21 protein-coding genes are annotated in these 26,615 nt (G+C 71.4%); 13 read left to right on the plus strand and 8 right to left on the minus strand.

What is annotated here, in order from left to right; genetic code table 11:
- Nucleotides 1-57: 57 nt before the first annotated feature.
- Complete coding sequence (locus IF22_RS0111900) at nucleotides 58-585, plus strand: GNAT family N-acetyltransferase (RefSeq protein ID WP_030331226.1); 528 nt, start codon at nucleotides 58-60, stop codon at nucleotides 583-585.
- A gap of 4 nt (nucleotides 586-589) precedes the next feature.
- Here IF22_RS0111900 and IF22_RS0111905 read toward each other — a convergent pair whose 3' ends face one another.
- The 3 genes from IF22_RS0111905 to IF22_RS0111915 form a co-directional block, all read right to left on the minus strand.
- Complete coding sequence (locus IF22_RS0111905; protein ID WP_245233611.1) at nucleotides 590-1,582, minus strand: expansin EXLX1 family cellulose-binding protein; 993 nt, start codon at nucleotides 1,580-1,582, stop codon at nucleotides 590-592.
- A gap of 111 nt (nucleotides 1,583-1,693) precedes the next feature.
- Entirely contained in the window at nucleotides 1,694-2,512 is an 819-nt protein-coding gene (locus tag IF22_RS0111910) for an MOSC domain-containing protein (protein WP_030331230.1), read from the minus strand.
- A gap of 4 nt (nucleotides 2,513-2,516) precedes the next feature.
- Nucleotides 2,517-3,350, minus strand: coding sequence for a class I SAM-dependent methyltransferase (locus tag IF22_RS0111915; protein WP_030331232.1), 834 nt, complete (start codon nucleotides 3,348-3,350; stop codon nucleotides 2,517-2,519).
- Between the two features lie 140 nt (nucleotides 3,351-3,490).
- Between IF22_RS0111915 and IF22_RS0111920 the strand changes: the two genes are divergently transcribed.
- Nucleotides 3,491-4,570: an LCP family protein gene (locus IF22_RS0111920; protein WP_081883806.1), complete on the plus strand. Its 1,080-nt coding sequence runs from the start codon at nucleotides 3,491-3,493 to the stop codon at nucleotides 4,568-4,570.
- 119 nt (nucleotides 4,571-4,689) lie between these two features.
- On the opposite strand, the gene IF22_RS0111925 is transcribed toward IF22_RS0111920, so the two are convergent.
- Together IF22_RS0111925 and IF22_RS0111930 are read right to left on the minus strand one after the other, a co-directional pair.
- A complete protein-coding gene (locus IF22_RS0111925; protein ID WP_051708389.1) occupies nucleotides 4,690-6,147 on the minus strand; it encodes a sugar transferase in 1,458 nt (485 codons plus the stop codon).
- Between the two features lie 200 nt (nucleotides 6,148-6,347).
- Complete coding sequence (locus IF22_RS0111930) at nucleotides 6,348-7,568, minus strand: endo-1,4-beta-xylanase (RefSeq protein WP_245233612.1); 1,221 nt, start codon at nucleotides 7,566-7,568, stop codon at nucleotides 6,348-6,350.
- A gap of 307 nt (nucleotides 7,569-7,875) precedes the next feature.
- On the opposite strand from IF22_RS0111930, the gene IF22_RS0111935 reads away from it, so the two are divergent.
- The 5 genes from IF22_RS0111935 to IF22_RS0111955 are packed head-to-tail and all read left to right on the plus strand — an operon-like array spanning nucleotide 7,876 to nucleotide 13,116.
- Nucleotides 7,876-9,366 carry a lipopolysaccharide biosynthesis protein gene (locus IF22_RS0111935; RefSeq protein WP_156057491.1) on the plus strand — a complete coding sequence of 497 codons (1,491 nt, stop codon included), beginning with the start codon at nucleotides 7,876-7,878 and terminating at the stop codon, nucleotides 9,364-9,366.
- Between the two features lie 33 nt (nucleotides 9,367-9,399).
- Nucleotides 9,400-10,431, plus strand: coding sequence for a glycosyltransferase (locus tag IF22_RS0111940; RefSeq protein ID WP_030331241.1), 1,032 nt, complete (start codon nucleotides 9,400-9,402; stop codon nucleotides 10,429-10,431).
- Complete coding sequence (locus IF22_RS0111945) at nucleotides 10,428-11,372, plus strand: NAD-dependent epimerase/dehydratase family protein (RefSeq protein WP_030331244.1); 945 nt, start codon at nucleotides 10,428-10,430, stop codon at nucleotides 11,370-11,372. Before IF22_RS0111940 ends, IF22_RS0111945 begins: the two co-directional genes overlap by 4 nt.
- Before the next feature lie 20 nt (nucleotides 11,373-11,392).
- Nucleotides 11,393-12,409, plus strand: a complete 1,017-nt coding sequence (locus IF22_RS0111950; protein WP_030331246.1) for a GDP-mannose 4,6-dehydratase — start codon at nucleotides 11,393-11,395, stop codon at nucleotides 12,407-12,409.
- On the plus strand, nucleotides 12,406-13,116 hold the full coding sequence (locus IF22_RS0111955; protein ID WP_030331248.1) for a nucleotidyltransferase family protein: 711 nt from the start codon (nucleotides 12,406-12,408) through the stop codon (nucleotides 13,114-13,116). Before IF22_RS0111950 ends, IF22_RS0111955 begins: the two co-directional genes overlap by 4 nt.
- 60 nt (nucleotides 13,117-13,176) lie before the next feature.
- Here IF22_RS0111955 and IF22_RS0111960 read toward each other — a convergent pair whose 3' ends face one another.
- The 3 genes from IF22_RS0111960 to IF22_RS33730 all read right to left on the minus strand — a co-directional run bounded on the left by IF22_RS0111960 (nucleotide 13,177) and on the right by IF22_RS33730 (nucleotide 18,148).
- The gene (locus tag IF22_RS0111960) at nucleotides 13,177-14,142 is read right to left on the minus strand and encodes a glycosyltransferase family 2 protein (protein ID WP_081883808.1); all 966 of its coding nucleotides are present in this window, start codon (nucleotides 14,140-14,142) and stop codon (nucleotides 13,177-13,179) included.
- A gap of 269 nt (nucleotides 14,143-14,411) precedes the next feature.
- Entirely contained in the window at nucleotides 14,412-16,154 is a 1,743-nt protein-coding gene (locus tag IF22_RS33725) for an O-antigen ligase family protein (protein ID WP_030331253.1), read from the minus strand.
- Entirely contained in the window at nucleotides 16,154-18,148 is a 1,995-nt protein-coding gene (locus tag IF22_RS33730; protein WP_051708390.1) for a trypsin-like peptidase domain-containing protein, read from the minus strand. The genes IF22_RS33725 and IF22_RS33730 overlap by 1 nt, the downstream gene beginning before the upstream one ends.
- Nucleotides 18,149-18,348: 200 nt before the next feature.
- On the opposite strand from IF22_RS33730, the gene IF22_RS0111975 reads away from it, so the two are divergent.
- From IF22_RS0111975 to hutH, 6 genes are all read left to right on the plus strand, one after another.
- On the plus strand, nucleotides 18,349-19,200 hold the full coding sequence (locus IF22_RS0111975; RefSeq protein ID WP_030331255.1) for a MurR/RpiR family transcriptional regulator: 852 nt from the start codon (nucleotides 18,349-18,351) through the stop codon (nucleotides 19,198-19,200).
- Between the two features lie 16 nt (nucleotides 19,201-19,216).
- Nucleotides 19,217-20,875 (plus strand): urocanate hydratase, encoded by a 1,659-nt coding sequence (hutU, locus tag IF22_RS0111980; RefSeq protein ID WP_030331256.1) that lies wholly within the window; start codon nucleotides 19,217-19,219, stop codon nucleotides 20,873-20,875.
- The gene (locus IF22_RS0111985) at nucleotides 20,872-22,074 is read left to right on the plus strand and encodes an allantoate amidohydrolase (protein ID WP_030331257.1); all 1,203 of its coding nucleotides are present in this window, start codon (nucleotides 20,872-20,874) and stop codon (nucleotides 22,072-22,074) included. The genes hutU and IF22_RS0111985 overlap by 4 nt, the downstream gene beginning before the upstream one ends.
- 256 nt (nucleotides 22,075-22,330) lie before the next feature.
- A complete protein-coding gene (locus IF22_RS0111990; protein WP_030331258.1) occupies nucleotides 22,331-23,692 on the plus strand; it encodes a formimidoylglutamate deiminase in 1,362 nt (453 codons plus the stop codon).
- Nucleotides 23,689-24,885: an imidazolonepropionase gene (hutI, locus tag IF22_RS0111995; RefSeq protein ID WP_030331259.1), complete on the plus strand. Its 1,197-nt coding sequence runs from the start codon at nucleotides 23,689-23,691 to the stop codon at nucleotides 24,883-24,885. The genes IF22_RS0111990 and hutI overlap by 4 nt, the downstream gene beginning before the upstream one ends.
- Nucleotides 24,882-26,420 carry a histidine ammonia-lyase gene (gene hutH, locus IF22_RS0112000; RefSeq protein ID WP_030331260.1) on the plus strand — a complete coding sequence of 513 codons (1,539 nt, stop codon included), beginning with the start codon at nucleotides 24,882-24,884 and terminating at the stop codon, nucleotides 26,418-26,420. The genes hutI and hutH overlap by 4 nt, the downstream gene beginning before the upstream one ends.
- Nucleotides 26,421-26,615: the final 195 nt, after the last annotated feature.

Consider the following 26,615-nt stretch of genomic DNA (forward strand, 5'->3'; position numbering starts at 1 on the left):
GTTGGGCGCGTCACTGTCGTGGGTCGCGGGCCTGGTCATCGGGTCAGGATGGCGGGCGTGAGTCTGCGCTTCGTCCTCGACCCCGACCTGACCCCGCAGCTGCGCGCCGAGATCGTCGACCTCTGGGTGGACGTCAGCAACGCCGGCGGCGCCGTCGGTTTCGTGCCACCGGTCAGCACCGCCGACGTGCACGTCATCTCCGAGCCGACCTTCGCGGGCATCACCGACGGGCCGGATCGGCTGCTGGTCGGCTACGCCGGTGACCGGCTGGCGGCGATGCTGATCTTCGGTGACAACCGGTTCGCGCTCAAGACGCACTGGTGTGTGGTGAAGCGGGTGATGGTCCACCCCGACACCCAGGGCGCCGGCTACGGCGCGGCGCTGATGACGGAGGCGGCCCGGTTGGGCAGGGCGTTCGGCCACGAGGCGCTGCACGTCACGGTGCGCGACGGGCTGGGGTTGGACAGGTTCTACGCCGGCCTCGGGTATCGGGAGATCGGCCGTCTGCCGGGCGCGTTGCGGGTGGCCCCCGATGACGACCGGGACGAGATCCTGATGTGGCTCGATCTGGCTGTGGCCGACTGAGTGGTCAGCCGGCGCACCGACGGGCGTTCGCCTGGGCCGAACTGGTGGTCGACGTGGCGGTGGCCGGCGCGCTCGCCTTCGCGACCTCGACCGGGCGACGGGTCGGCGTCGGCGTGGCGGCGGGTCGGTTGCCCGGCGGTCGGGTCGACGCGGCGGGACGCCGGGTGGCCGCCGCCGCGCCGCCGGGTGCGTACATCCGGACCGTGCTGTTCTGCACCTGGCCCGGGGCCATCCGGATGCCGCCGACGGTGACCCGGTTGCCGTACACGTCGCTGACCCGGAGGGTGAACGGACCCGGCCCGACGCCGGAGGCGATCAACCAGTAGTTGTAGTCCTGCCGTGCGGCCGGCTGCCAGGGGTCGCTGTCTCTCTGCCGGACCTCGACGGACCGCAGCGGGTTGCCGTGGTTGCCGACCCGGACGGCGAACCACCACTGCGACGCGCCCTCCTTGATCCGGAAGGTGAGTGGTCCGGGCAGCGGGGGGTTGACGACCGCGCGGTAGGTGACCGGAACGACGCCCTGGACCGGGTCGGCGATCCGGGCGAACGCCTCACGGGACAGGTCGAGGTGGCCGGGCTGGCACTCCGGGCACTGGTCCATGATGAGCACCCGGACGGTGCCCTTCGGGCCGACGACGTCGAGGAATCCGCCGCAGGCGGCACCGACGGAGTATTCCGTCGGCCCGAGCGCGACGTAGAGCCGGTTGGCCGGGGCGGACGGGTTCGAGCAGTTGCCGCCGGCTCCCTTGGAGTCGTAGAAGGTCGCCTTTCCGGTGTGCGTGGCGTTGCCGGTGGGCGGCGCGGCGGCGAGCGTCCGGCCGGCGGCGCAGGCCGGGGTGGATCCGGAGCGTAGGGCGAGGGTGAGCCCGAGCGTCGCCGCGAGGACGGTGACGCCGGTGGCGACCAGCCAGGGCTTCGCGCCGGACGACGGTGCCGGCCGGTCCGCTGGGGGATGGTCCAGGTCGATGGTGATGTCGACAACGCTTCCGTCCGGCACGACGGCGATGCTGCCGGATTCTGGCGGGTGCCGACAAGCGGGCTAAGCCAAAGCTAAGACAGCATCGACGGACGGTGATGAAGGGGTGCGGATTGCCGGTTGCTGGCAGGGTCAGGGCTCGACGACGATCGGGGCGCCCACGGCCAGGGGTCCACTGTCGATCGGCACCAGGTTCAGTCCGAAGAGGAGCTTCTGCTTGACGTTGCGGTGCCGCCCGAGGGTGCGCAGCGGCTCCTTCGTGCGTACGCCGGTCTCCTGGTCGGTGGTGGTCACCACGCAGCGGTCGCACGGCCCGGCGGCGCGGAACAGCCGGTCGCCGATGCGCAGTGGCCGACCGACCCAGTCGTCCTCGGCCCAGGCCGGCGCGCCGCTGACCACCAGGTTGGGTCGGAACCGGGTCATCGGCACCGGTTCCTCCCCCGCCTCGGCGAGCCAGTCGTTGAGGCCGTCGAGGGAGGCGGCGTTCGCCAGCAGCACCGGGTAGGCGTCGGCGAAACTGACCTGGTCACCGGTGTCGTGTTCGCGGGACCCGGCGGCCAGGTGGCGGGTCGGCTGGGCCAGCCAGACCAACCGGACGGGTCGGCCGAGCAGGGCGGTGAGCCAGTCGTCGGCGTCCTGGCCGGCCGGCAGCGCGGGCACCGGGAAGGCGCGGCTGCGGAAGGTGCGCACCGGTACCGGTTCACCGCCGGCGGGCTCGGGCACGTCGAGGTCGGGCTGCCCGTCGGCGCGCAGCGACAGACCTCCGGGGCGCACCGAGGCGCGCAGGCCCACGAGCCGGGTGGTGTCCCGCTGGGTGACGCCGACGCCGTCGGCGTCCACGACCATCCAGCGCCGGTCGCCGGCCAGCCCCCACCGGTGCACGAACGCACCGTCGTGGTCGAGCCGGTGACAACCCTTGATCGGGTACGTGTGAATGGAGGTCAGCCGCACCCGGCTACCATGCCACGCCGATCCCGTCGCCCGGGTACCAGTGGTTGACCGGGCTCTCCCGGTACGCGAGGAACCGGCGGCCGGTGCGTTCGGCGTGCTCGGCGAGCACGTTGGTGCTGGTGACGTTGTCGGTGAGCAGGATCGCGCCGGGGGCGAGCGTGGGCTCCACGGCGTCGAACTCACGCTTCTCGTGGGCACGGCTGTGGTCGCTGTCGTGCAGGAACAGGTCCACCGGGCGGTCCAGCGCGCCGATCGAGGCGATCGAGTCGCCGATCACCAGGTCGACGACCTCGGACCAGGGCGCGACCCGGGCGAGGTAGCCGGCCTCCGGGTTGATGTCCAGGGAGGTGACCCGCCCGGGGTGCCCCTCCTGCGCGTTGCGCAACAGGGCGGACGCCAGGACGCAGGTGCCCAACCCCTTGTCGACGCCGGTCTCCACGACGTGTGCGGGGTGGGTGGCCCGGACGATCGCGTACCAGCCGACGCGTCGGGCGTAGCGGACCTTCCGGTCGGCGAGGCCACGGCGGGCTGCGGTGGCGGTGGCCTGCTCGATGTGGTGGCGCAGCGCGTCGTCGGACTCGATCTCGGCGACGTAGCCGCGGACCTGCTGCACGGGGATGTCGCAGACGACGCTGACGAACCAGGTCAGGTGGTGGCGGCTCAGCTTGGTCAGCTCGTAGGTGTAGTTGTGATGCTCACGGGAGGTGACCAGCCACCGGGCCGAGGCGCGCAGCACCTTGGCGTCGTGGCGGGCGACCCGGGCGAACCGCTTGGGGAAGGCGGCGACGGGTGCGAGCGGGGTACGGGCGATGGCTCGGCGGAGCTTCGTTGCGTCCACCGAAGGTTCATACCACTTCCCCGGGAGCGTCGGCAGAGGGAAACGGCGGATGGTGCGCCGCCCGATTTGGGACTTACGTCGCACGATGGTGTCCGGACGAGGGTACGCGCTGAGAAACCACGTTCAGTAGCATCGCGCCCATGCCACGTCGTGAACATACAGCGGAGCACTGGACGGAACCGAGTTACGGCGCCGCCGGCGGGCCTCAACCGACCGAGGACATTCCGCCGGCCGCCGCACCGCCGCGCCGCCGCCGCTGGCGCCGGATCGCCCTGTTCAGCCTGCTGATCCTGCTGGTGCTGGGGGGCAGCGGCATGGTGGCCGGCGGTCTCTACCTGCGGTCGGTCGAGTCGGGTATCGAGCGGGTCGACGCCTTCGACGGCGTGCCCGAGGAGTCGCGCCCCCAAGCGGCCGTCGACGGCGCGATGAACATCATGATTCTGGGCAGCGACTCCCGCGACCCGGAGAAGACGAGCGGCTCGCGTACCGACACGATCATCCTGGCCCACCTGCCGAAGGACCGGAAGAGCGCCCAGCTGATCTCGATTCCCCGCGACACCTGGGTTTCGGTGCCGAAGTCGGCGGACGGCAACAACGGTGGCCGGGACGCCAAGGTGAACGCCGCGTACGCCTGGGGTGGGGTGCCCCTCATGGTGCAGACGGTGGAGAAGTTCACCGGGGTCCGGGTGGACCACGTGACGCTGATCGACTTCGCTGGTTTCAAGGAGATCATCGACGCGCTGGGCGGCGTGGACATCGACTCGGAGAAGAGCTTCACCTCGATCCACGAGCCGTTCCGCACCTTCAAGAAGGGTGTGCAGCGGATGGACGGCGAGGCGGCTCTGGACTACTCCCGCCAGCGCAAGCAGTTCGCCGACGGTGACTTCGCCCGGATCCGCCACCAGCAGCAGGTGATCCGCGCCATCATCGACAAGGCCTCCTCCGGCGGCATCCTCACCAACCCCGGCAAGTTGAACAGCTTCCTCAAGGCGACTTCGAACTCCGTCTCGGTGGACAAGGAACTGTCGCTGTTCGACATGGCGACGCAGATGCGTGGCGTTCGCGGCGGGAACATGACCTTCGTGACCAGCCCGACCAAGGGCACCGGCCGGATCGGCTCGGAGAGCGTGGTGTTGGCCGACAACGCCCGAGCCAAGACGTTCTACGACGCGGTCCGCCGGGACTCGGTCGGCGAGATCGTCAGCCTGGGCAAGAAGTAACACCTGGGAGCCGGCGCGGGAACCGCCGGCAGTCGAGACACCAGACGGGCGGCGGCCTCACGGCCGCCGCCCGTCGCTGTCGGTGGTTCTTCCGGGAAACCCCGGTGATCGGGTGTCGGTCAGTACGCTCCGCGCCGGGCCAGCACCACGCTGGCCGTCTTCCACAGGATGGCGAGGTCGTACACCAGCGACCAGTTGTCCACGTAGTGCAGGTCCAGTCGGACCGCGTCGTCCCAGGTGAGGTCGGAGCGGCCGGAGATCTGCCAGAGGCCGGTGATGCCGGGCCGCACCAGCAGCCGCCGGCGGACGTCACCGCGGTAGTCGTCGTCCTCGGTGGGCAGTGGACGTGGCCCGACCAGCGACATCTGCCCGCGCAGCACGTTGATCAGCTGGGGCAGTTCGTCCAGGGAGAGCGCCCGCAGGTGCCGGCCGATCGGGGTGACCCGGGGGTCGTCCTTCATCTTGAAGAGCAGGCCGTCGCTCTCGTTGCGATCCTTCAAGGTCGCCAGCCGCTGCTCGGCGTCGGTGTACATGGTCCGGAACTTCCACACCTTGAAGGCGCGTCCCTCGTGGCCGATGCGGGTCTGCCGGAACATCACCGGCCCGGGATCGTTGATCTTGATGGCCAGCGCGATGGCGAACAGCACCGGGCTCAGCAGCACCAGCCCGACCAGCGCGGTCACCCGGTCCAGCACGCTCTTGGCCAACAGCGAGAGACCGGAGATGGTCGGCTCGTCCACATTGAGCAGGGGAAGGCCCTCGATGGGCCGGACGTGGATGCGGGGACCGGTGACGTCGGTGACCTGGGGGACCACCACCAGGTTCAGGCCGGTGCCCTCCAACTGCCAGGCGAGCTTGCGAAGCTCGTACGACTCCAGGCTGGCGGGCCCGCAGACCGCGATGGTGTCCGCGCCGAGTTGTTGGACCAGCGGCACCAGGTCCCAGCCCACGTACACCGGCACCGGGGCGTTCACCCGCTCGCCCGGACGGGGATGGTGGGGCAGGTGGATGGCGATCGGGTGCAACCCGGCCCCGTAGTTGCGGGTCACCACCTCGTGCAGCGCGAGCGCGTCGACGAGGCGGCCCACCAGCAGCACCTTCTGCGACGCCCGCCCGGTACGCCGGATCCGCCGAAGCACCACCCGGGCGGCGAACCGAACGACGAGCGTGTAGAGCAGCAGGCAGACGATGATGGCAGCGACAGTGGCCCGGGACAGGTCCTTCTTGAAGCCGAGCGCCAGGAACGAGACAGCGGCGGCCATCGCGAGACTCGCCCTAGCGACCCGCTTGAGTTCTTCGGTGCCCAGCCCGAGCGCCCGCTGGTCATACGCCCCGGACGCGACGAGCAAAATCAGCCAGCCCACCGGAACGCCGACGAAGGCCGCGAGGCTGAAGGAGCTGACGTTCCCGAGCACCCGCTGGTCCCAGAAACCGGCGTCGGCGTCGGCCAGCAGGGTGACGACCGTCCGGCTGGCGGCCAGGGCCGCGAGGACGTCGAGCAGGACCAGCCAGGCCACGTAGCGGCGACGCCAGTTGGCCCGAGGCGCGACCGGACGGGCGAACACCGACCGGGCCATGCCGTTGGACGGAGGCGTGATCACACCCAGGTCGGGGTCGAAGCTCGGTCTTTGCTGCGACGAGACAGCCGTGAGGAATTGCGTGTGTGCGGACACGACCTTCCTTTCCCATGTCGCCCCCGTCGGGAGATCGCGACGTGCACCCTATGCGTCCATGCCACGTCGTGCCTAGTGGCGGTTCGGGTCCTTCCTCAGCCGGATCAGTTCGGTGGTCGCGACTTCCGGGCACTCAACTCCTGGGCGAGCGCACCGTGCGCCGGCTTCGGCGCGAACTCCTCGTCGAAGACGCAGGCGGCGCCGTACCCGGGATAGTGCGAACCGATCCAGCTGCTGACGTCCGTGAAGCCCCACAACGTCACCGATTCGCAGGTGGCGACGGCGAGACAGGCCTTGAGCATGTGTTGGTAGAGCAGCGCCTGGTCCAGCAGTTTCTGGGTGGTGACCGGCAACGGAATCCGTACGTCCAGTTCGGTGATGGCCACCGAGACGCCCAACGCGGCGAAGCGGCGCAGGTTTCCCGTCGCGTCCTTCGGCGGCGCCCCCAACCGGATGTGGCTCTGGAAGCCGACCCCGTGCACCGGCGCGCCACCCGCGCGCAGCTCCTTGACCAGCCGCAGCAGGCCGTCGGCCTTCCGGGTGCGACCCTCGGTGCCGTAATCGTTGATGAACAGTCGGGCGTCCGGGTCCGCCTCGTGGGCCCAGCGGAACGCGTCGGCGATGTAGCGGGGGCCCAGCTTGCGCAGCCACAACGAGTCTCGCAACGACCCGTCCTCGGCGAGCACCTCGTTGACCACGTCCCAGGCCCAGATCTTGCCCCGGTAGCGGCTGACGACTGTGGTGATGTGCTGCTTGAGCACGGCGCGCAGCTGCTCGGGCGACCAGCTCTCGGTCACCCACACCGGAGTGTTGCTGTGCCAGAGCAGGGTGTGACCGTAGACGGCCTGCCCGTTGGCCTTGGCGAAGTCGACAAACTGGTCACTGGCCGACCAGTCGTACACGCCGCGCTTCGGTTCCAGGATCGTCCACTTCATTGCGTTTTCGGACGTGACGGCGTTGAACTGACTCGACAGCGTCGCGCGGTACCGCGGGTCCGAAGCCAACATCTGCCCGCTGACGGCGGTTCCGATCCTGACGTTCGGCGGCATCAGGTCCCGCAGCGCCGGCGGACCCGGGGTTGCCGACGGCTGTGCGGTGGGGGCGGCGACCGACTCGACCGGGCCCACCCCGCGGTCCCAGCCAAAGTATGCTGCGCAGGCGACGAGGACCAGCACCACCACCGACAGCACCACCACACGAGCCCGGGGCAGCCGTGACATCGTGCGGTCGACCGATGTCGGCACCCGCGATGGCGACACCGGCCAGCCGTCGTCCGTTCGGACAACGGTGCCCGTCGCGGCACCGGCGCGGACCTCTTCGGTCATTAGCATCCCCAGACAGAAGTTGCGACGCAGCATGACGAGGCCCAACTGATGCGCCTGATCGATCCTACGACCCTCGACCATAAGGGTCCGCCCGCCTGTCGGCTGACCTCCTCGGCGCCGACGTTGCCGTGCAGGCCGACCGCAGCCAGCGTTCATCCCCGGTCGCGCCGCGACCCATAGAGACATCGGCGGTCTGACAGTGCAGCACGGTCATCCCATCAACGGCAGCGCGGCACGCCTGCGGGATCCGGGGGTCCCACCGTTCGGCGGCGCACCTGGTGACGCCGCCGCGCGCGGAGTCGCCGCGGTGCCCCCACCGAAGCCTCCGGTTCGTGGTGGTTCCACCATCGTGCGCAGCGGCGCGCTCTCGATGCTCGCCCTGGTGGCGGTGGGCGCGACCCGTCTGGTGCACGGCTCACTCACCAGTCACGCCACGGACCGCGCCACCTACGGGTTGGTCGGCATCATGCTGGCCGCGAGCATGGTGGCCAGCCTGCTGCTGCCCGGCGGCGTCTCCAGCGGCCTGTCCAAGTTCGTCGCCTTTCATCGTGGCGCCGGCGACCTGCCCGGGGCCTGGGCCGTACACCGGTTCCTCTCCCGGCTCGGCCTGACGGCCTGCCTGGTGCTCGGCGCGGCGACGGCGCTGGTGGTGCAAGGGATCTACCACCTCGGCGTGGTGGACACCCTGACGCTCGCGGTGTTGACAGCCACCTACTCGCTCTACACCGTGGACAAGGCGGCCATGTACGGCCACGGCCTCGTCCCCCAGTACGCCCGCATCGAACTGGCCACGTCCGCGCTGGCGGTGGTCACCACCGTCGTGGTGATCGCCACCGGTGAGACCGCCTACCTCCTGCCGCTCTGCCTCGGTTACGGCGTCTTCGTCGCACTGTGCCGGCACCAGCTGCGCGCGCACCGTCGGCGGGAGGGGGTGCCGGCCGGTGGCCGGTTCGACCGACGCGAGGTCGTCACGTTCGCTGTCCTGGGCAGCATCGGCACGCTGGCCAGCGCCGGTTTCCTCCAGACGACCCAGCTTCTCGGCGGTCACTTCGCGGACCCGTCCGAGGTGGCCTACCTGGTCGCGGCCGTCGCCCTGATCGCACCGCTGTGGTTCCTGCCCCGGGCGCTCGCGTTGGCGCTCTTCCCGGCCATGGCGGGGGCTCAGGGCGCCGGGGACACCACAGCGGTACGCCGACAGGTGGACGCGTCCACGCGTGCCCTGGCGGTGACGATGGCCCCGGTCTTCGTGGTGGGCCTGCTCGCCGCGCCCCTCGTGCTGGGCCTCTTCGGCGGCCAGGAGTACGCCGCCGGCGCCACCGTGCTGCGCGTCATGCTGTGCGCCGCCTTCCTCGGCATCCTTCAGGTGCCGTCGGTGAACGCGTTGGCCAGCGGCCCGCTGACCCAGGCCCGGGTGCCGGTGATCTCCGCCGTGGTGGGCTGCCTGATCGGGTTGGCCGTGGTGGTGGCCGCGGCCAGGTCGATGGGTGCCACCGGGGTCGGCATCGGCTACCTGGTGGGCACCGCCGTCACCGCGACCATTCCGGTCGTCGCGGTCTGGTGGCTGCACCGGCTCGCCTGGACGATGACCCTGGTCCGGAGCATCGCCCTGGTCGTGGTCGCCGCGCTGGTGACCCGCCTGGACGTCATGCAGACCTGGTCGTGGACCGCCGCCGGCGTGACCCTCGCCGGGTTCGTCGTGGCCGGGCTCGTGCTCAGTGGTGACATTCGCCGGCTGCTCGTCCTCGCCCGCAGCCACCGCCGCGGTTCCGCGTCCACCCCGGTCACCACTGCCGTCTGAGACCCGACAGAGCGTCTGAAGAAAGAGAAAAGCGTGAACGAGACGTCCGAGCAGTTGTCCCCACCCCTCGCCCAGCAGCGCACCCTGCGGATCCTGGCGGTCACGAACCTGTGGCCGGAGCAGGGCAGTTACCGGGGCATTTTCGTGCAGCGACAGGTGTCCGCGCTGCGCGCGCTGGGCCACCACGTCGATGTCGAGGTGGTCGCCCAGTCCCGCGGCAAACTGGACTACTTCACCGCCGCCAGCCGGATCCGTCGTCGGGCCCGGTCCGGCGCTTACGACATCGTCCACGTGCACTACGGGATGACGGCACCGGCGGCGCGGCTCGCCGGTCACCCGGCCCGCGTGCTGTCGCTCTACGGCAGTGACGTCAACGCACCCCGCCAACGTTTCATGACGAAGCTGGGCTGGGGTGGCACCCGGGCCCGGATCTACGTGTCCCGCCGGCTGGCCGAGACGGCCGGTGACGCCGCCGGCCACGTGGTGGCCAACGGGGTCGATTTCCAGCTGTTCCAGCCCGGTGACCGGTTCGCCGCCCGGCAGGCACTCGGCATCGCCCCCGACGCGCGGGTGGTGCTCTTCGGCGCCGACCCCGGCCGCGCGGTGAAGGGTTACGACGTCTTTCGTGACGCGCTGGCCGAGCTGCGGCGCCAGGACCCCTCGGTGCAGGAGCTGATCCTGTCCGCGCCGGGTCAGCCCGAGGCCGACCTGGTCCGCAAGTACGACGCGGCCGACGTCATGCTGTTCACGTCACGGCCGGGCAGTGAGGGCTCCCCCACGGTGGTCAAGGAAGCCACGGCAATGGGCCTGCCGGTCGTCACCGTCGATGTCGGAGACGTCGGGGAGGTGCTGGCCGACGTACGACCGGGAGCGGTCGTGCCGTTCCCGGCCGGTCCGTTGACCGGGGCGGCCCGCGACCACCTGGTGTCGGAGCTGGCCAACCGGGTCCGCGAGGTGCTGCACCACGGCGTACGGGCAAACGGGCGCGAGCGAAGCAGCTGGCTGGACGAGCGCCTGGTGGCGCAGCGGATCGCCGAGATCTACCGGTCGGTGCTCGGGTCGTGAGCACCACGCTCGTGACCGGGTCGCACGGTTGGGTCGGCACCCACCTGCGTCGCCTGGTCGCCGCCAACGGTGAGCGGGTGGTCGGGCTGGGTCGCCGGCCCCGGCAGCCTGGTCCAGGCGAGACCTACCACCAGCTGGACCTGCACGATCCGGCGGCGGTCCGCGCCCGGCTCCAGGCGGTACGCCCCGACGTCGTCTTCCACCTGGCCGCGACCCTCCCCCAGCGGGGGGCCAGCGGGGCGGACGTGGTGGCCGATGCCGTGCACACCACCTACAACCTGTGCCAGGAGCTGCGCCGGGTCGACACCCGGTCGGGCCGGCCGGCGCGTCTCGTCCTGGCGGGATCCTCCGCCCAGTACGGCGCGGTGCCGCCGGAACTGAACCCGATCACCGAGCAGACGTTGCCCCGACCGGTGGGCGCCTACGGTCATGCCAAGGCGGCCGCGGAGTCGCTGGCCCTCGCGCTCGGCGCCGACGGGCGGATCGCGGTGGTGGCCGCCCGTCCCTTCAACCATGTCGGCCCGGGCGAGGACGGTGCCACGGTGGCCGGCTCGCTGGCCCGACGGGTGGCTGACGTGGTGGCCGGGCGCGCCGACCGGGTCCAGGTCGCCGACCTCGACGCGGTGCGCGACTTCACCGACGTCAGAGATGTCGCGCGGGCGTACGTCGAGCTGGCGGAGCTGGGCAGGGCCGGTGAAATCTACAATGTCTGCTCGGGTTCCGGGGTGACCGTCCGGCGGGTCCTGGAGATCCTGCTGGACCTGGCCGGGCTGGACTGGTCCGTCGTTGACGTGGTCGCCGGGCACAGCGACCTTCGCTGTCAGGTCGGTTCGGCGGCCAAACTCGCCGCCGAGACACCCTGGAAGGCTGAGACGCCGTTGCGGGATAGCCTACGTGGCCTGCTGACGGAGTTGGCAACGCCGGCCGGAGCCGGCCAATGAATGACAAGGAGAGGCACGGGATGACGGCGTTATCAACCGATGGGGCTTGGGCGGGGCGCCGAGTTCTGGTCACCGGTGCCGGCGGGTTCATCGGCTCCCACCTGACCGAGCGACTGGTCAGGGCCGGGGCGGAGGTACGCGCCATGGTCCGGTACACCGGCCGGTCCGACCTCGGCATGCTCGCCGACGTCGACCCGGAGGTCCGCCGGTCGGTGGAGGTGGTGCACTCCGACATCACCGATCCTTTCGCGGTCCGCCGTGCCATCGCCGATTGCGACACGGTCTTCCACCTGGCCGCGCTGATCGCGATCCCGTACAGCTACGTGGCCCCGGCGTCCTACGTGGCGACGAACGTGACCGGCACGCTGAACGTGCTGGAGGCGGCGCGTGACCTCGGGGTGCGCCGGTTGGTTCACACGTCCACGTCCGAGACGTACGGGACGGCCCGTTACACGCCGATCGACGAGGACCACCCGATTCAGCCCCAGTCGCCCTACTCGGCCTCGAAGATCGGCGCCGACGCGATGGCCGAGTCGTTCTACCGGTCGTTCGATCTGCCGGTGGCCGTGATCCGGCCGTTCAACACCTACGGTCCCCGGCAGAGCGCACGCGCGGTGATCCCCACCGTCGCCGCCCAGGTGGTGGCGGGGCGGGAGAAGATCGCCCTCGGCGACCTGCGGCCGGTGCGCGATCTGACGTACGTCACCGACACGGCGGCCGGGTTCATGGCCGTGGCGGCTGCCGACCAGTGCGTCGGGCAGGTCACCAACATCGGCAACGGCCGGGGCATCGCCATCGGTGACCTGGCGCGCCTCATCGCGGAGGTGGCGGGGCGACCGGACATCGACATCGTCGAGGACAGCCAGCGGCTGCGGCCCCCGCAGAGCGAGGTGTTCGAACTGATCGCCGGCACCGAGCGGGCGCGGGAACGCTGTGGCTGGGAGCCCACGGTGTCGCTGCGTCAGGGCCTCACCGAGGTCGTCGACTACGTGCGGGCGAATCTGGGCCGGTTCGATGTGGACCGGTACGTGGTATGAGGGCGATCATTCTCGCTGGTGGGCGCGGCACCCGGCTGCGTCCCTTCACCACCAGCTTCCCGAAGCCGCTGATGCCGGTCGGTGACATCCCGATCCTGGAGATCCTGCTCCGCCAGCTCAAGGCACACGGCGTCACCGACGTGACACTGTTGACCGGTCACCTGGCGTACCTGCTGGAGGGGTACTTCGAGGATGGCCGCAAGCTGGGCCTGCACATCGACTACGTCCGCGAGGAGCAGCCCCTGGGTACGGCGGGGCCGTTGCGCCAACTGGCGGGCACCCTGGACGACGACTTCTTCGTGATGAACGGCGACCTGCTCACCGACCTGGACTTCACGGCCCTGATGGCGCATCACCGGGGCAGCGGAGCCCCGGTGACGATCAGCGTGTACACCCGGTCGGAGAAGATCGAGCTGGGCATCCTCAAGATTGACGAGTCCGGTGACGTGGTCGGCTACGACGAGAAGCCGACGCTGAACCTCGACGTCTCGATGGGCGCCTACGCCATGTCACCCAAGGCGCTCGAGAAGATTCCGGCCGGCGCGTACGACATGCCGCAACTCATCCTCGACCAGCTGAGCACCAACGGGCGGGTCTCCAGTTGGCGGCACCGCGGCTTCTGGCTGGACATTGGGCGGGTGGACGACTACAGCCTGGCCAACAAGATGTTCGCGGAGAACCCGACCGGGTTCCTGCCGCCCGACTAACGCCACCACGACGATTCGGCCCGGCCGCCCCCGAGGGGTGGCCGGGCCGAGTCGTTTGGTTCAGCGACCGAGCGCGGAAACCAACCACTTGCCGATCTCGCTGCTGGCGCGCACCGCCTTGATGACCAGCGCCAGGCCCGGCACCCGTGGGCGGGTGTACCGGCTGATCAGCTGGAACCAGACGCTGAGCCCGGCGATCCGGCGGCGGCTGATGCTGCCCTCGTGCCGGTGGAACCGGACGACCGGATGGTCGAGGTGCGCCGGGTGGACGCCGCTGGCGAGCGCCCGCAGGACCAGCTCGACGTCGACCTTGATCGGTAGTTTCTCGTCGTAGCCGCCGAGGCGGACCAGCAGCTCGCGTTCGATGGACATGCCGGAGTGCTTGAACGGCAGCCGCGGACGGGTCAGGACCGACCAGAGCATGCGGCGTGCCGTCGGGTAGGACGGGAGGCTGATCGACCGAGCGGAGTTGCCCACCAGCTCTTCGTAGTCGGTGTAGATCCAGACGGCCCCGGTCCGGGTCAGGAACTCCTGGATGCGGGCCAGCCCGTCCTCAGTGAACTCGTCGTCGGAGTCGAGGACGGTGACGTAACGGCCACGAGCGACGCGCAGGGCCGTGTTACGGGCTGCGCTGATGCCCGACGGCTTCTGACGCACGAGTCGAATGCGCTGATCGGCCAGGAGATCGGCGGCGGCCAGGCATTCCTGGGCCGGCACGGTGGAGCCGTCGTCGACCACGACGATCTCGAAGTCGTCGAAGGTGCCGCTGAGCACGCTGCGGATGGACGTCACGAGCAGTTCGGGACGGTCCCGTACCGCGATGCAGACCGAGATCGCCGGAGTTACCCGGCGCACCGGCTCGGTGAGCCCGACCGTCGGCGCGTCGACGGAGGGACGGACCGGCCCGGTGAGCCCGACCGTCGGCGCGTCGACGTGACGGCCGGGGGCGCCCGGCAGTGGCTGGAGTGCGCGAGGATCCCGGTCGGTCAACTGAGCGGCGCGCACCGCGAAAGGGCCCTCGCTCACCGCGAGCGTCGACCGCCGCTCGGGGCGAGGCTCGCGTCGACCGGTGCCCGGCCAACGGACGAGCCATCGGCTCTACTTGTATCGCCCATGCCCACAACCCCCGTGATGGTCACTGCTGGTCGTCCCTTGGCGACGCTCCGGTAGGACCGTCACGCCGAAGGATGCCCGATCTGAACGCCGCGCGCGGCAGATGGATTCTAGCGACGCACTCATGATCGCACCACTACTGAATGTGGACGAGTAGTGACACAAACGCGTGTCGCGCTACCTCAGCGGAACCCCGCCGGGGGTCGCACCCGACGCGCCTGCGCCAGGATCTCGTCGGTGGCGAGGATGCGGGTGTCGTCCTCCCGGGCACCGGCGGGGCCCGTGGTATCGGCGGGCCCGCCGTCCTTCTGATCGATGGGGGCGGAGCGCCGTGCGGCCCACCAGGCCAGACCGACGACCGTCCAGAGAAGGGGCGGGAGCAGGGGATCCTCCATCGACGGCGAGAGGAAGCCAACGATGCAGGCGAATATGAGTGCGGCGATTCCCCACAGCACGTTGGGTGCCGGCCGGTGGCCCGTACGACGCAGTTGACGGGTCCGGGCCAGCAGTGGTTTGGCAATCATGAAGAGCCACACCAGGTACGCGCCGAACCCCAGAACGCCGACCTCCATGATCAGGTGCAGCCAGAAGGAGTCCACCTGAACCGCCTGGAAGCCGTAGCGGTTGAAGCCACCCGGGCCGAATTTCGGGTTCTTGTGCCAGTTCGGATTGTCCTTCTCGGCGACCACACCGCCGAACTGGCCGATACCGAAGCCGAGAAGGGGTTGACGCGGCAGGATTTTCCCTGCCTGCTGGAGGTAGAGCACCCGGATCTCGCGGACCGGCGCGGGCGAGTGGGTGGGCTGCGGCGTGGCCGCGCCCGGCGATCCGCCCGGACCGCCGGATCCGCTGGTCCCGGGCGACGTCGACGGCTTCGCCGAGGTCTTGGGGCCACCTGACGCGGTCGAGCCGCCGTCCGGCCGGGGGGTGGCCGTCGGGGAGGGCTTGGCCGTGGCCGCCGCCGGCGGAGCTGGCGGGGACGACTCGCTGCCCGCCGGGTGATTGAAGCTCGTGAACGCGTTGCCGATGCGGCGTTCCCATTCGGCCCGGTTGTCGGGCCGGGCGGCGATCTGGGCGACGGTGCAGAGGACCACCAGCAGGCAGACGGCGAGGATGCGTCGCGTGTTCGTGCGGGCCACCACCGCGATCACCACAGCGCCGATCAGGACGCCCAGCAGCGTTTCCCTGGACTGTGTCGCGGACATGGCGACGGTGGCGACGACGGCCACCGCCCACCAGCGCCGTCGGACGTCGGTGGCGGTCGCCAGCCAGGCGACGAAACCGAGCAGGGTCAGCCCCAGGACGTGGCCGAGGTGGTTCGGGTGGGAGAGCAGCCCCTGCGCGCGGCTCTGCTCCGACCAGGTCAGGTCCACCCAGCCGAGTACGCGGTAGGCCGGCTCACCCACGATCATCTGGACGAGGGCGAGCAGAACGTTGACGCTCACCACCACGGCCACCACGATGAGCAGGCGACGGATCATCATCGAGTTCAGGTCGGCCGCGCGCAGCGCGTAGAAGACGATGACGCCACGGAAGTAGACGAACAGCGCCTCGCCCATCAGGGACATCGAGGAGTCGTTCACCAGACCGGCGAGCACCATCACCAGTCCCAGCACCACCAGGGCGAGGTCGGCGCCGGTAAGGAACCGGTGCCACAGCCGATCGACGGCGACCTTGACCACCGTCAGCCCGGCGAGCCCCAGGTAGAGGACGGTCTTCAGCTGCTTGGGCCACTGGGCCGAGCCGTCGAGGTTGGCGCGCGGATCCACGCTCGTCGGCCCACTCAGCACCTGGGCCCAGGTTTCGAGCAGCACATGCACCAGCAGCGCGCCGACGACCACCACGATCGCGGTGGAGAGCAGCCCCGAGATGGGCCGGGCGGGCCGGTCCGTCGGCGGGGCCATGCTCTGGATGGAACCGTTCATCACACGTCCCTACGGCGTCGGACCAGCATCACCACGAGCACGATGAGACCGACGAAGATCGCGCCGCCGGCACCGGCGAGCAACGCCATCAGCCAGACCGACTGGTCGCTCGGCTCGGACTCGTTCTGCTGCCGTTCCACGGCATTCTGCCGGTACGCCTTCGCCAGCAGGTTGCCGGGGGATGCCTGCGCGACCGCGTCGAACTGGGTGATCGCCGCCGAGTGCTGACCAGCGAAGTAGGCGTCCAGGGCCTTGCGATACAGCTTGTCGGAGTCACCGAGCTTGTTGGCGGTTCCGGCCTCGCCGATCAGCGCGTTCAGGCTCGACGACGGGACAATCACCCGATTTGCCCTGTCGGGGCGAGCCTGATCCTGGTCGATCATCCCCGCCACCCGGCCGCTCGCGTCCAGGGCGATACCGCCGTGGGACGTGGTTCCGAGATCCTGGTTGATGCGGGAGATCGACGCCGACCCCCGCCGCCCGGTGCCGGTGATACCGACGAGCTTCGACTTTGGGCCGTAGGTTGCGGTGCGGAAGTCGTCATCGGTGGTGGCGAAGCCGACAATCAGCAGGGAACTTCCGTCGGTGAGGGTCGCCGAGGGGTTGAGCTCCGCCACCGGCAGGCTCCCCCGGCCCAGCTTGATGAGCGCGATGTTGCCGGTGTCGGGAGGCAGCGCCCGGACGACCTGCGCCGGGATCGCCGGCTCCGTGGTGAGGTTGCCCTTGGCGGTGTTGAGCTGGCCGTGGATCTCGGTACCGGGCTCGGTGCCCGGATCGATGCCGGTGAACTTCGTCTTGCCCATGTTGGTCCGGATGTACTCCTGGACCTGCGCGGGGACCAGTGTCTGCTCGCGCACGAGCATCCGGGCCACCGTGTCGAGCGCGATCTGCCGGGCGGTTTCCTGGGTGGGCTTGACGCACGCGCTACTGGTGAGGGCGTGCCCGTCCGGGGTGACCACGAAGGCACTGCACCTGCGGGTGAAGGTGATGGGCGTGGCCCGTATCGGCGCGTTGGTGCTGGCGTCGCGGACGTAGCCGGTGAAGACCGTTTCGACGAAGACGAGCGCGGGCGCGGCAACCGCCAACGCGCGCTCCTCGGGGCTGTACGGGGCGGCCTGCGCCCATGGCTTCAGTGGCGGGTCGACGGCGGCGGCAGTGGGGAACGCGGTGGCGCCAACTGTCGGCGGGATGTCGGGGTCGGTCGGCTCGTCGGGGGCGAGCGCCCAGACCGCCACACCGCTGCCCACCGCCACCGCCAGCGCGAGCGCGGCCACCTTGACCCAGAGGCCGGTGCGCCGCTTCGGTGGGGCCGACGGCTGGATCCGTCGCACCGGCGCGGCGAACGGATCGTGCGGTGGCGGGGCGTCCACCGGTCCGACGGCGGGCGGCTGCGGCTCGTCGGTGGCGGGCTGCGTGGGCGCGGGGTTGGGGTTGGGCGCCACCGGCGGGCCGGCGTGCAGCGCCCAGGGCGCCGGCGGAGGGCCCGAGGTCAGCTGCGGCACACCCGACACCTGTTGCGGGACGCCGGACACCTGCTGCGGGACGCCGGACACCTGCTGCGGGATCCCGGAAACCTGCTGCGGCACACCAGACACCTGCTGAGGGATGCCCGACACCTGCTGCGGCACGCCGGAAACCTGCTGCGGGATGCCGGAGACCGGGGCGGCGGGAACGCCCTCGGTGGGCACCGGCTGGTAGTCCTGGCCGAGCGCCCGGAACAGTCGCTCCGCGCCCGGGCCTGCCTCCGCGGGGTACGCCACCCACGGCTCGGCCGCGGAGAAGTCGGCGTAGGCGAAGGTCTGACCGCCGGGCGCCTGCGCCAACCCGTTGGCGGTGCCGACGAAGGCCTCCCGCCAGCCCGGCGCGTCCGCGACGGCCGCGTTCAGCACGGCAATCGTCACCAACCGGCCCTGCCCGTCGATGGCTGCCCATGCCTTACCGGCCGGGCAGGTGCCCAGCATGTGGGTGAACCTGTACGGACCAACCGGTTGCATGCGCACTCCTCTGCTCAACCGCCGTGCGGATACTACAGAGAGCGCGCTCGTCCGCCGCCCTGGTGGTCGTCGGCCCGACAGCCGGTTGACGGGGCCCGCGAGGCGCACTTTCCCAGCCCGTCAAGGGGTTCCCCGGCCAGCCGGCAAGCGACGTGTGACGCCTGTTGCTTATTGAAAGTTTTCATGCATAGAGTCACCGTGTGAATGAAGGAGCTGTCGGGGCACCGGCCGAGCAGGTGCTCGACCTGCTCCAGGGGGTGCGGCTCACCCCCACCCAGCGCCGGATCGCGCACTGTCTGGTGCAGCACGCGCCCACCGTGGCCTACCTGTCCGCCGCCGAGGTGGCCGAGTTGGCCGGCGTCAGTCAGCCGTCGGTCACCCGGTTCGCCGTCGCGCTCGGCCACGACGGCTACCCGGCGCTGCGCCGCCGGCTGCGCGACCTCACCACCACCGCACCGGGCGGGTCGGCGGACGCCGGCAACGAGCTCCAGCAGGCGGTCCGCGCCGAGATGGACAACCTGGACCGACTGGCCGGTCAGCTCGCCGACCGGGACCGGATCGCCGAAACCGGGCGGTTGCTCGCCGCGAGTCGTCCGCTGCCGGTGCTCGGCCTGCGCGCCGCCGCACCGCTGGCCGCGTACTTCGCCTACTTCGCGGCCAAGGTGCACCCGGACGTGCGCGTCCTCGACGACGGGGGAAGCCTGCTCACCGACCGCCTGGAGCAGGCCGCCGAGGCCGGGGCGAGCGCCGTGCTCGCCTTCGTGCTGCCCCGCTACCCCCGGGAAACCCTGGACGCGTTGCGCGACGCCCGCGACGCCGGGTTGACAGTGGTGGCGATCACCGACTCACCGGTCAGCCCGGCCACCGAGCACGCCGACGTGGTGCTCGCCGCCGCGGTGGGCGCGCAGCTCGTCTTCGACCTGCACACCGCCCCGATGACCCTGGCCATGGTGCTGCTGCAGGCGATCTGCGATGCCGCGCCGGCCGACACCCAGCGCCGACTGGAGGCGTTCGAAGCCTCGGCGGCCCGCCGACAGTTGTTCCTCGGTTGACCGGAGGAGACCAGAGATGACCCAGCCCATTCGTGCCGCACGAGGCAGCCAGCTCACCACCCGCGGGTGGCAGCAGGAGGCCGCCCTGCGGATGTTGATGAACAACCTCGACCCCGAGGTGGCCGAGCGCCCCGACGACCTGGTGGTCTACGGCGGCACCGGCAAGGCGGCACGCGACTGGCCGTCGTACCACGCGTTGGTCCGCACCCTGACCGACCTGCGCGAGGACGAGACGATGCTGGTGCAGTCGGGCCGCCCGGTCGGGGTCATGCGCACCCACGAGTGGGCGCCCCGGGTGCTGCTGGCCAACTCGAACCTGGTCGGCGACTGGGCGACCTGGCCGGAGTTCCGCCGCCTCGAACAGCTCGGCCTGACCATGTACGGGCAGATGACTGCCGGTTCGTGGATCTACATCGGCACCCAGGGCATCCTTCAGGGCACCTACGAGACGTTCGCGGCGGTGGCCGCCAAGCGGTTCGCGGGCACTCTCGCCGGCACGCTGACGTTGACCGCCGGTTGCGGCGGAATGGGCGGCGCGCAGCCACTCGCGGTCACCATGAACGGCGGCGTCTGCCTGATCGTGGACGTGGACCGCACCCGGCTCGACCGCCGCGTGCACGACCGTTACCTGGACGAGGTGGCCGACTCGCTCGACGACGCGGTGCGGCGGGTGCTCGCCGCGAAGCGGGACCGGCGCGCGCTCTCCGTCGGTGTGGTCGGCAACGCGGCGGTGGTCTTCCCCGAACTCCTGGTGCGGGGCGTGGAGATCGACATCGTGACCGACCAGACCAGCGCGCACGACCCGCTGTCGTACCTGCCGGTGGGGGTGGAGCTGGCCGACGCCCGGGAGTACGCGGCGGCCAAGCCGGCCGAGTTCACCGAGCGGGCCCGGGCGTCGATGGCCCGGCACGTGGCGGCGATGGTCGGTTTCCTCGACGCCGGCGCCGAGGTGTTCGACTACGGCAACTCGATCCGGGGCGAGGCGCAACTCGCCGGCTATCAGCGCGCCTTCGACTTCCCGGGTTTCGTGCCCGCGTACATCCGGCCGTTGTTCTGTGAGGGTAGGGGTCCCTTCCGGTGGGCGGCGCTCTCCGGCGACCCGGCCGACATCGCGGCCACCGACCGGGCCGTCCTCGACCTGTTCCCGGAGAACGAGTCGCTGGCCCGCTGGATCAGGTTGGCCGGTGAGCGGGTCGCCTTCCAGGGCCTGCCGGCCCGGATCTGCTGGCTGGGCCAGGGCGAACGGGACCTGGCGGGCGTGCGGTTCAACGACATGGTCGCCTCCGGCGAACTCTCCGCCCCGGTGGTGATCGGCCGGGACCACCTGGACACCGGCAGCGTCGCCAGCCCCTACCGGGAGACCGAGGGGATGGCCGACGGTTCCGACGCCATCGCCGACTGGCCGCTGCTCAACGCCCTGGTCAACACGGCCAGTGGCGCGTCCTGGGTGTCCATTCACCATGGCGGTGGGGTGGGCATCGGCCGGTCCATCCACGCCGGACAGGTGTGCGTGGCGGACGGCACCGCCCTGGCCGGTCAGAAGATCGAGCGGGTGCTCACCAACGACCCGGCGATGGGTGTCATCCGGCACGTCGACGCCGGCTACGAGAGCGCCCGCGAGGTCGCCGACCGCACCGGCGTCCGGGTGCCGATGACCGAGGGCGGACCGGCGTGAGCGACGACCTTTCGGCCCGGTTCCGGGCGCTGTGGGACGAGATCGCGCCGGTCGGGCGGGACGCCGACAGCGGCGGCTACCTGCGCTACGCGTTGACCGAGCCGGAGCGGGAGCTGCGCGCCTGGTTCCGCGCGCAGGCCGAGCGTCGGGACATGCCGGTCACCGAGGACGGCAACGGCAACCTCTTCGCCCACTGGGGTGACCCGGAGGCGCCCGACGCGGTGCTCACCGGCAGCCACTTCGACTCGGTGCCGCACGGCGGGGCGTACGACGGGCCGCTCGGCATCGTCAGCGCGTTCCTCGCCGTGGACGAGCTGCGCGCCGCCGGCGTCACCCCCGCCCGGCCGCTGGTGCTGGGTGCCTTTGTCGAGGAGGAGGGGGCGCGCTTCGGCGTACCGTGTCTGGGGTCGCGGCTGCTCACCGGCGCGCTGTCGGCCGAGCGCGCGGCCGGCCTGCGCGACGCGGCCGGGGTGAGCTTCGCCGAGGCGCTCGGCGACCGGCCGGCGGGCGCCCGGCCGGAGCTGCTGGGCCGGTTCGGCGCCTTCGTGGAGTTGCACGTCGAGCAGGGCCGCGCGTTGGTCGACACGGACGCGCCGGTCGCGGTGGCCAGCGCGATCTGGCCGCACGGCAGGTGGCGCTTCGACGTCGTCGGCGAGGGCAACCACGCGGGTACCACCCGGATGGCCGACCGGCGCGACCCGATGCTGACCTACGCGTTCACGGTGCTGGCCGCCAACAAGGAGGCCCGGCTGCGCGGCGCGCACGCCACGGTGGGCCGGGTCGCCGTCGAACCCAACGCCACCAACGCGATCCCGTCGAAGGTGACCGGCTGGTTGGACGCCCGGGCCGCCGACCCGCAGACGCTGACCGGGCTGATCGACGCGGTGCGCGGCAAGCTCGCCGAGCGGGCCCGCCGCGACGGTACGGAGGTGACAGTCACCGAGGAGTCGGCCACTCCACTGGTCGCCTTCGACGGTGGGCTGGCCAAGCGGCTGGCCACGCTGCTCGACGCCCCGGTGCTGCCCACCGGGGCGGGCCACGACGCCGGGGTTCTCGCCGGGCACCTGCCCACCGCGATGCTCTTCGTGCGCAACCCGACCGGGATTTCGCACTCCCCCGCCGAGGCCGCGACGGACGATGACTGTGCGGCCGGGGTACGGGCGCTGGCCCAGGTGCTGGAGGAGCTGACATGCGTGTGAACGAGCTGGCGAGTTGGTGGCCGGGGGCCTCGGATCTCCGGCGAGCGCGGGTGCGTGGTCTGCGGCGCGGCGCTGGTCGGCACCTCTTGCCGTCGTGCTTTGGAGCTGATGTCGCAAACGAATCAGCCCTCGCGCCCCACACGCTGACACCACCCGAACCGTCGACAGCGCCCCGGCCGCGGATGTCACCCGAGCCGTCGACATCATCCCGGCCGCTGATGTCGCAGACGATTCAGCTCCAAAGGGAGCGAGGAGCATGACCACCGCCCGCTGGCTCGCCCAGTACGCCTGGCTGCCCGAGCACGCCGAACCCACACCCGACGTGCTCATCGAGGTCGAAGCCGGCCGGATCGCGGCGGTGACGCCACTGACCCCCAGCAGCAGGCCACCGGCCGGGGTCGAGGTGTACCCCGACGCGGTACCGCTGCCCGGCCTGACGGTGCCCGGTCTCGCCAACGCGCACTCGCACGCCTTCCACCGGGCGCTGCGTGGGCGCACCCACGGCGGCCGGGGTGACTTCTGGACCTGGCGGGACCAGATGTACGCGGTCGCGGACCGGCTGGATCCGGACACCTATCTCGCCCTGGCCCGCGCTGTCTATGCGGAGATGGCGCTCGCCGGGGTCACCTGTGTGGGCGAGTTCCACTACCTGCACCACCGGCCCGGCGGCGGCGCGTACGACGACCCGAACGAGATGGGCGCGGCGCTGGTCGAGGCCGCCGCGCACGCCGGGATCCGGCTCACCCTGCTGGACACCGCCTACCTCACCTCCACGGTGGACGGCCAGGCGCTGGCCGGGCCGCAGCGCCGCTTCGGCGACGGGGACGCGGCCCGCTGGGCACAACGGGCCGCGGCGTTCCAGCCGACCGACCCGCACGTCCGGGTCGGCGCGGCTGTGCACTCGGTGCGGGCGGTCCCGGCCGACCAGCTCCGCACTGTCGCCGAGTGGGCCGGGGAGCGGCAGGCGCCGCTGCACGTGCACCTCTCCGAGCAGCCGGCCGAGAACGACAAGTGCCGGGCGGTGCACGGGCGCTCGCCGACCGCGCTGCTCGCCGAGCACGACGTGCTCGGGTCGAACACCACAGCCGTCCACGCCACCCACCCGACCAGCGCGGACCTCGCCCTGCTCGCCGACAGCCGGACCGGCGTGTGCCTCTGCCCGACCACCGAGCGGGATCTCGCCGACGGGATCGGCCCGGCCCGGCTGATGGCCGAGGCGGGCATCCGGCTCAGCCTGGGCAGCGACAGTCACGCGGTGATCGACCTGTTCGAGGAGGCCCGGGCGGTGGAGCTGGACGAGCGGCTGCGTACCCGCCGGCGCGGCCACTTCGCACCGCTCGACCTGCTGACGGCGGCCACCGCCGCCGGGCACACCGCGCTGGGCTGGGCCGACGCCGGGAGGATCGCCGTGGGTGCCCGCGCCGACCTGGTGACGGTACGCCTGGACAGCGCCCGCACCGCCGGGGTGCCGCCGGTGGGCGTGTTCTTCGCGGCCGGTGCGGCGGACGTCGAGCAGGTCATGGTGGACGGCCGGGTGGTGGTGGCCGAGGGCCGGCACCTGAGCGTCGACGTGCCGGCCGAGCTGGCGGCGGCCGTCGAGGCGGTGAACCCCACATGAGCAGCCTGCTGGTCGACAACATCGGGGAGCTGGTCACCAACGGTGCCGGCGAGGGCCCGCTCGGCATCCGCCGCGACGCCGCCGTGCTGGTCGAGGAGGGCCGGGTGGCCTGGGTCGGGCCGTCCGCGTACGCGCCGGCCGCCGACCATCACATCGACGCCGGCGGGGCCGCCGTGCTGCCCGGCTTCGTGGACAGCCACGCCCACCTGGTCTTCGCCGGGGACCGGGCCGCCGAGTTCGCCGCCCGGATGGCCGGTGAGCCCTACACCGGCGGCGGCATCCGGACCACTGTCGGAGCGACCCGGGCCGCCACCGACGACGAGCTGCGCGCCAACGTGCGCCGGCTGCGCGGGGAGGCGCTGCGCCAGGGCACCACGACCATGGAGATCAAGAGTGGGTACGGGCTGACCGTCGCCGACGAGGCCCGCTCGCTGCGGATCGCCGCCGAAAGCAGCACCGAGACCACCTTCCTGGGCGCGCACGTGGTGCCCGCCGAGTACGCCGACCGCCCCGACGACTACGTCGGGCTGGTCTGCGGCCCGATGTTGGCCGCCGCCGCGCCGTACGCGAAGTGGGTCGACGTTTTCTGCGAGCGGGGCGCCTTCGACGTGGACCATGCCCGCGCCATCCTGGCCTGCGGTCAGGCCGTCGGTCTGGGCGTCCGGATCCACGCCAACCAGCTCGGCCCCGGCCCCGGCGTTCAGCTCGGCGTGGAGCTGGGCGCGGCGAGCGTCGACCACTGCACCTACCTGTCCGACGCCGACATCGACGCGCTCGCGTCGAACCGGATCGACTGCATGTGCCATGAAGGCCTGCACACCACCACAGTCGCCACGCTGCTGCCCGGCGCGGAGTTCTCCACCCGCTCGCCGTACCCGGACGCGCGCCGGCTGCTCGACGCCGGTGTCACAGTGGCGCTGGCGACGGACTGCAACCCCGGCTCGTCGTACACCTCGTCGATGCCCTTCTGCGTGGCCCTCGCGGTCCGCGAGATGCGGATGACCCCGGCGGAGGCGGTCTGGGCCGCCACCGCCGGTGGCGCGCGGGCGCTGCGCCGCGACGACATCGGTGTCCTCACCCCCGGCGCGCGGGCCGACCTCGTCGTCCTCGACGCGCCGTCACACCTGCACCTGGCCTACCGGCCCGGTGTCCCCCTGATCCGCCAGGTAATACGCAACGGAGTTCCGCAATGACGAACGTGACCATCCAGCCCACCGGGATCACCGCCGACGACGTTCTCGCGGTGGCCCGCGGCACCGCCACGGTCGTCCTCGCCCCCGCCACCATCGAGGCGATGGCGACCAGCCGGGCCATCGTGGACGGCATCGAGTCGTCGGGTCGCCCCGTCTACGGGGTCTCGACCGGGTTCGGGGCGTTGGCCAACACCTTCATCGCCCCGGAGCGACGGGCCGAGCTGCAACACGCGCTGATCCGCTCGCACGCCGCCGGGGTGGGCGCTCCGATGCCGCGCGAGGTGGTCCGGGCCATGATGCTGCTACGGGTCCGGTCGCTCGCCCTGGGCCGCTCCGGGGTCCGGCCGCTGGTCGCCGAGGCCCTGGTCGACCTGCTCAACCACGACATCACCCCGTGGGTGCCGGAGCACGGCTCGCTGGGCGCCTCCGGCGACCTGGCGCCGCTGGCGCACTGCGCGCTGGTGCTGCTCGGCGAGGGCTGGGTCCTCAGCCCGGCCGGTGAGCGGCAGGACGCGGCCGACGCGTTGACCGCCGCCGGGCTCAAGCCGATCGAGCTGGCCGCCAAGGAGGGGCTGGCGCTGATCAACGGCACCGACGGCATGCTCGGCATGCTGTTGCTGGCCATCCACGACGCGGCGCACCTGTTCGCCATGGCCGATGTGACGGCCGCGCTGGCCATCGAGGCGATGCTCGGCTCGGAGCGACCGTTCCTGCCCGAGCTGCACGCGATCCGGCCCCACCCCGGTCAGGCGGCGTCGGCGGCGAACATCCACCGGCTGTTGCAGAACTCCCGGGTGATGGACTCACACCGCGACGACCTGGCGCACGCCGTGCAGGACGCGTACTCGATGCGGTGCGCGCCGCAGGTGGCCGGCGCGGCCCGCGACACCCTGGACTTCGTCCGCACCGTCGCCGCCCGGGAGCTGGTGTCCGTTGTGGACAACCCGGTGGTGCTGCCGGACGGCCGGGTCGAGTCGACCGGGAACTTCCACGGCGCGCCGCTCGGCTTCGCCGCGGACTTCCTCGCCATCGCCGCCGCCGAGGTGGGCGCGATCGCCGAACGGCGGGTGGACCGGCTGCTCGACGTCACCCGCTCCCGGGAGCTGCCGGCGTTCCTCTCCCCCGACGCCGGGGTCAACTCCGGGCTGATGATCGCCCAGTACACGGCGGCCGGGATCGTCGCCGAGAACCGTCGGCTCGCCGCCCCCGCCTCGGTGGACTCGCTGCCCACCAGCGGAATGCAGGAGGACCACGTCTCGATGGGCTGGGCCGCAGCCAAGAAGCTGCGTACCGTGCTGGACAACCTGACCAGCCTGCTCGCCGTGGAGCTGCTGGCCGGCGTACGCGGCCTTCAACTGCGGGCCCCGCTGCAGCCGTCACCGGCCGGTAAGGCCGCCGTGGAGGCGCTCACCGACGTGATCGGCGAGCCCGGGCCCGACGTGTTCCTCGCTCCCCTGGTGGAGACGGCCCGTGCGGTGGTGAGCGGTCCGAACCTGCGAGCCGCCATCGAATCGGAAATCGGCACGCTCAGCTGACGCGGAAAAGACGCGCCCACCGTCCGGAAGGTTGAGCCGTTCAGGTGGATTTCGCTGGTCCAGGCCCTTGCTAGGCTTCCCGCCCGGCGGGGGTATCCGGAGCCTCCCGCCCGACGGGGGCGTCCGGAATGGGTTCCGAAGGTGAGCAGGCGTGAACGACGTCACTGAAGAGTTGCATCTCGGCGATCGCTATTC

This window comes from Micromonospora parva (assembly GCF_000718515.1).
GTDB classification, from domain to species: Bacteria; Actinomycetota; Actinomycetes; order Mycobacteriales; family Micromonosporaceae; genus Micromonospora; species Micromonospora parva.